The organism is Vibrio sp. 10N.261.52.C2 (genome assembly GCF_041471425.1).
In the GTDB taxonomy this organism is placed as follows: Bacteria; Pseudomonadota; Gammaproteobacteria; order Enterobacterales; family Vibrionaceae; genus Vibrio; species Vibrio crassostreae_C.
Genome location: NZ_JBFROH010000068.1, coordinates 1 through 4,952, shown reverse-complemented (window position 1 = coordinate 4,952; position 4,952 = coordinate 1). Strand labels below are relative to the sequence as shown.

General features: G+C 41.5%; 4 protein-coding genes. 2 read left to right on the top strand and 2 right to left on the bottom strand.

Annotation, left to right across the window (positions count from 1 at the left end; all coding sequences use genetic code 11):
* A partial coding sequence (locus tag AB4307_RS20695) for a hypothetical protein (RefSeq protein WP_372133309.1) occupies positions 1-157 on the top strand: 157 nt, incomplete at its 5' end.
* 261 nt (positions 158-418) lie between these two features.
* Here the strand turns inward: AB4307_RS20695 and AB4307_RS20690 are convergent.
* Positions 419-1,582 carry a dipeptidase gene (locus AB4307_RS20690; RefSeq protein ID WP_017029485.1) on the bottom strand — a complete coding sequence of 388 codons (1,164 nt, stop codon included), beginning with the start codon at positions 1,580-1,582 and terminating at the stop codon, positions 419-421.
* 369 nt (positions 1,583-1,951) lie between these two features.
* Entirely contained in the window at positions 1,952-3,505 is a 1,554-nt protein-coding gene (locus tag AB4307_RS20685) for an amidohydrolase family protein (protein WP_017062426.1), read from the bottom strand.
* A 282-nt stretch (positions 3,506-3,787) separates the two neighbouring features.
* Between AB4307_RS20685 and AB4307_RS20680 the strand changes: the two genes are divergently transcribed.
* Positions 3,788-4,630: a hypothetical protein gene (locus AB4307_RS20680; RefSeq protein ID WP_017062424.1), complete on the top strand. Its 843-nt coding sequence runs from the start codon at positions 3,788-3,790 to the stop codon at positions 4,628-4,630.
* Positions 4,631-4,952: the final 322 nt, after the last annotated feature.

Sequence of the window (4,952 nt, the reverse complement as noted above, 5' to 3'; positions counted from 1 at the left end):
TGGGTTCATGGGGCGGATACCTATCTTCAATTGGTTAGAATCGAACATTTGGAGCAAAGGCAGCCTGCTTACTACTGATGATTTGGTGAAAGGTGCAACAGGTGAAACCTTGAATGCGCAATACTTCAAAGATCATTTGAGAAGTCGTTACCTTTAATGGAATAAATCGATAGAGGCTGATCAGTTTATTGATTCAGCCTTTTTAATCACATTTTCAAAACATACTTAGATTGATTTGAAGGTTTTATCCCTTCATCGAACTTAACAATCACGGAAGATTCTGGTACCTACTAGCACGAAATTGGACAATAACAAGTTAGGAGCAGTCATAAACTGCAGTCTCATTCGAAGCGATTAAAAAAGCACTTCTAAACGAGATGTTAGAAGTGCTAATTATTGAGTAAATTTAATAAACTTCTTATACCCAGACTTGATCAAATACTCGGTACATGTTGCCACCTAAGAACTTGCTGCAGTCTTCTTCTGAGTATCCATTTTCAAGCATGGTATCAATTAGAGCTGCAACAATTTGATATGGTGCTGGGGTAGGAAACCCTTTTGCTCCTACAGCGGCACTATAGCCACCATCAGGGAATACGTTCTGCCCCATTGGTGTTTGAATAATAGACGCTGTAAAATTGATGTTCGGGATATAGTCTGAACCGAAGCCAACGTGGTCTATACCGACTAAGTTGACCATATAATCAATATGTCGAAATAATTGTTCAGTCGTCAATATATCTGGGTTAGATGTATCCATAAAGGCAGCCACCATATTTATTGAGCAAACCCCACCGGTTGCCGCAACACCTTTAATCACAGCGTCAGAAAGGCTTCTCTGATAATCGGCAATGGCTTTCGCACCTGAATGCGAAGAAATGACAGGTTGGCTACTGCGTTCAATCGCATCTAAGGAGGTTCGTTCGCCAGTATGGCTTACATCAACAGGCATACCGTATCGGTTATAAGCGTCGACAAGTTTTTTTCCATATTCAGTTAGACCACGGTTCTCAATTTCGAAGCAGCCATCACCCACATCATTACGTTGATTATATGCCAATAAACAGTAACCATAGCCCATCTCACGCCATAGTCCTACGCGATCAACATCACCACCAAATATTTGAGTACCTTGGTGAGTGAAGTAAATACCCAATTTGTTTTGTTTTACCGCTTCATCAATATCTTTGGTAGTGCGGATCATCATATAGTCGTCTGGGCGTTCTTTCATTTTGCTTAGGTAGAACTGAGCGCCTTTCATAATGCCTTCAACCGAGGCATCTAACGAGTCTGCGGAAGGACATGCTGCTAGTACCTTGAATCCAGCGGCTTTGCACTTGTCCATTTCATCATGGAATTCTGGTGCTTCAGGTGAAGACCATTGAGAGGGCCAAAGACCGGAAAAAAGGCTGTCAATAGCCATAGAATCTCGAACAATTTTTTTTGCACGTTCAGATGCAGGATATTTGTGTGTTCGTTGAGGGATTTTTGAATAATCTTTTATTTCAAATTCTGGTAATTTTGGTGCACCTGACTTTGTCGCTTTATCATTACTTGGTTCGATTTCAGATTTGTTGTCCATATTTGAAATTTTCCTTAACAGTGTTAGCTTCTATAAAATATAAATATGTTGGAAGTTTGGAAGTTTGGAAGTTTGGAAGTTTGGAAGTTTGGAAGTAAAGATAGGTACGGATTTATATCAAACGGAGTGTTAAGCCCTTTGTACGCACCTTTTTATGCACCTTTTTATAAATAAACTACGCCCAATGACATGATAAAAACGTGATTTATGTCGAATATTTTTGGCAAATCTATCTAAATGTTACCTCAATTAGAAAATTCATTTAAAAGTATTATATGTGACACTTTAAGAAATTATCGAAGAGGTGAGATAAAAAAGCGATACCTGAGTATCGCTTTCTATAGTCTGATTTATCATTGATTAGGTGAATTAACGTCGAATGGCTTCGCCTGCTTTAACGTCTGTATCTAGTTGTGTGTTGTTGACAACGATTTTGCCGTTAACCAATAACCAATGTACGCCTACGGCTGGGTGGTTAGGATCTTGGTAGGTGCCCACATCAGCGATAGTTTCTGGGTCGAATACCACGATATCTGCGTCCATATTGGTTTGAATTCGTCCTTTATTTTTCATTTGAGGGACAAAATCTTCTATTAATTGAGCTGGCATCAGTGTCATTTTACGTAGTGCTTCCGTCATCGTTAACAAGCCGCGCTCACGAACATAGACTCTGAGTACTTTAGCAAAGGTGCCATTTGATCTAGGATGAGAGAATAGATCTTTTGGTAATGGCCACTCGTCACCTGCATAATTTTCAATGTGGCCGTCTTCGTCCATATGCATCCAGAACATTTCGTCAGATTCAATCAACACATTAGGATTTAGAATCGAAGCGTCTAATAGAGCAAGATCTTTAGGGTTTTGCTCGTCTAGGAAGTGCCAGACAATAAAAGTACCAGGTTTATTTTCTTGGTAGTCTTTCAACTGTTCTTCTGTCATACGTTCTTTACCTAGCTGAAAGTTTTCAGCGGTTGAACCCATACGTTCCCGCCAGCCTTCACCAGAAAACATGGCTGCGCCAACGACAGTACTTGCTGCGCCCCAAGGGTAAGCGCCCACAGTAACATTGATTCCTTGTTCTTGAGCCTTATTGACCATAGGTAAGATGGTTTCGATATCTTTTAATGAAGTACTGTTAATATGACAAAAGTGCATATGAGCGCCAGTGATAGCGGCATTGCCCACTAATTCTTTAACGGCTTCAAACGAGCTTTGTGGCTCGGCATTGCTGGCATAGCGAACGTGAGTATAGGTTGCTACGTCTCTTTCTGCGGCTAATTCAGCCAATGCATAATATTCTTTTTGACCATGGCCCGGTGCATAGCCAGCGTTAATACCGATACCTAGGCCACCTTCATCAAGGCCTTGCTCAATCAGCTTGATGATTTTACTTTCTTGCTCAGGTGTTGCTATATCCATCTTCCAATCATTACGTGATTGAGCTTTTTGGAAATAGCCAACGGTCGCTTCGGGTTCCGTCTCACTAAATGTAGCAATACGAGCGTAAGTCCAACCAGCTGCTGCACCATAGTTTAATGGTAAGCCTTTTTCAGCTTGTCCTGCATACCAGTCACTGATAGGTAGAACACCAGATTCGAGTTCCAGCATAGTGGTAACGCCTTGCATCGCCTGCATTCTGTAGTCACCAATGTTTTGACCATGAGCGTGGACGTCGATGAATCCAGGGGCAACAACTTTACCTGTAGCGTCAATAGTTTTATCCCCAGAAATACTATCGGTCGTTATTGCTGTGATCTTATTATCTTTGATCCCGACATTAGCAACAGAATCGAAATTTGTTTCAGGGTCGATAACTCTGCCGTTCAAAATTACAACATCATAATTAGCGGCGATAACAAGTGGTGACATAAGGCCAAAGCCGACGATCGTAGCCTTTTTAATGAATGATTCTAGTGGTTTCATAATTTTATCCCGTGTGTGTGAGATGAACTATAAGTGTTACGTGTCAAAAATCTTAGACCAATAATTTCACGCTATCTACCTGATCCTCATCTTTGCTCATTGATAAGACAAATCTAACGTGACAAGAGAAAGTGACTCAAAAACAATCACTTTTACGCTCATCTCACCCACAGCTATTGACTTTGCCGCTCCAGAGCTGCCCTTCTCTATAAAGGCAACTTTGACAAAATAATCCTTCATAGCTAAACGTTTATGTACCAACGTTTTCGTCAGGGAAAAAAAATGCCAAACCTTAAATTACGAAGTTTAAGCGCGATATTCTTCTTTGCTGTCACTCTTCCCATCGTAGTGTTAGCCGACGAGGGGCAAGATGTAGAGGAGGTAGCTAAAGAGCTAGCCAACCCAAACACAACGCTTGGCTCGATGTCCTTTAACTTGGATTGGACGAACTATCAAGGCGACTTAAATTCAGCGAACAGTCAGAACGGGTATCGCTTGAGCTTTCAACCTGTTCTCCCTGTGCCAATTGCAGAGCGAACCAACTTATTTATCAGACCAAATATACCTTTAATATTTGACCAACCCTATTACAAGGGCGATAGATTTGAAAATTCAGATGCAGGTCTCGGTGATATCGGCTTTGATGTGGCCGTTGGTCATACCTTTGAGAGCGGCATGATTGTCGTGGGGGGGATAGTGGGTACACTGCCCACCGCAACAAGCGATGAACTGGGTAACGATCAATTCTTACTCGGTCCAGAGTTTGCCTTAGCCTACGTACAAAGCTGGGGGGTTATCGGGGCGTTAATTACCCATCAATGGAACGCTGGCGGAAGCAATGACGCCGACGCGAGTATTACTGGTGGACAGTACTTCTATACCGCGAATCTAGACGATGGATGGCAAATTCAAGCGCAACCAACTTGGAGCTATAATCACGAAGCGAGCAGTGGAAATAAATTGTCATTCCCTATTGGTATTGGGTTCGCTAAGACGACTCTCATTGGTGGCAAACCCATCAAGTTTGGTCTTCAATACTGGAACTACATTGAAAGCCCTGACGCGTTTGGGATAGAGCATCAACTTCGACTGGTCATCACACCTGTTGTTGCTCTTCCTTGGTGATAACAGGTCGCAGGATAAAATTAGACATAAAAAAACCGCAGCGAACTGCTGCGGTCTTAAATTTGGCGGTGAGTGAGGAATCCGACTTATTTATTTAAGATGCTGATATATATCCATAAAAAAACTCGCAAAGAGAGCGGTAATACTTATGGTAATACTTTTAACCAAGTGTCAAATTCATAAGTTACTGCATAAATTTTTAGGCTAAGGCAACTATACTTTATCCTAACGTACTTAACCTGCTTACAACCGCCAGCTAGTAATTCAGTCTATTTCAACATAAGTATAATAGCTTCTTCAACGGGCTTTGTTGCGTAATTAA